At 72.7% G+C, this 205-nt stretch carries 1 protein-coding gene (cut by a window edge); it reads left to right on the top strand.

Annotated elements, in window-relative coordinates:
• Positions 1 to 205 carry part of the coding region annotated (locus F0U47_RS22155; RefSeq protein ID WP_149752320.1) for a DUF5130 family protein on the top strand (this coding region is incomplete at its 3' end). Its footprint begins 137 nt before the window's first position, so 205 of the 342 annotated nt are shown.

The raw sequence follows: 205 nt of genomic DNA, 5'->3' as shown, positions 1-205 counted from the left end.
CGACCCCCACGCGTTCGCGACCAGCCTCCACAACACGCTCGTGCTGCCGTCGCGCAGCATCCTGATCATGGTCGACCCGACGCTCCGCGCGGTCGAGGTCGTCACGGGCGGTCAGGTGCGGCGTACCCTCACCGACACGGAGGCCGCCCTCGCGGTCGAGGAGATGACCCGGTCGTTCGCCGAGGGCGACCTCGCCGGCGGGCTG

Origin of the sequence: Nocardioides antri (assembly GCF_008373765.1) — a bacterium.
Lineage (GTDB): Bacteria > Actinomycetota > Actinomycetes > Propionibacteriales > Nocardioidaceae > Nocardioides > Nocardioides antri.
This window is presented reverse-complemented; position numbering and strand designations above follow the sequence as displayed.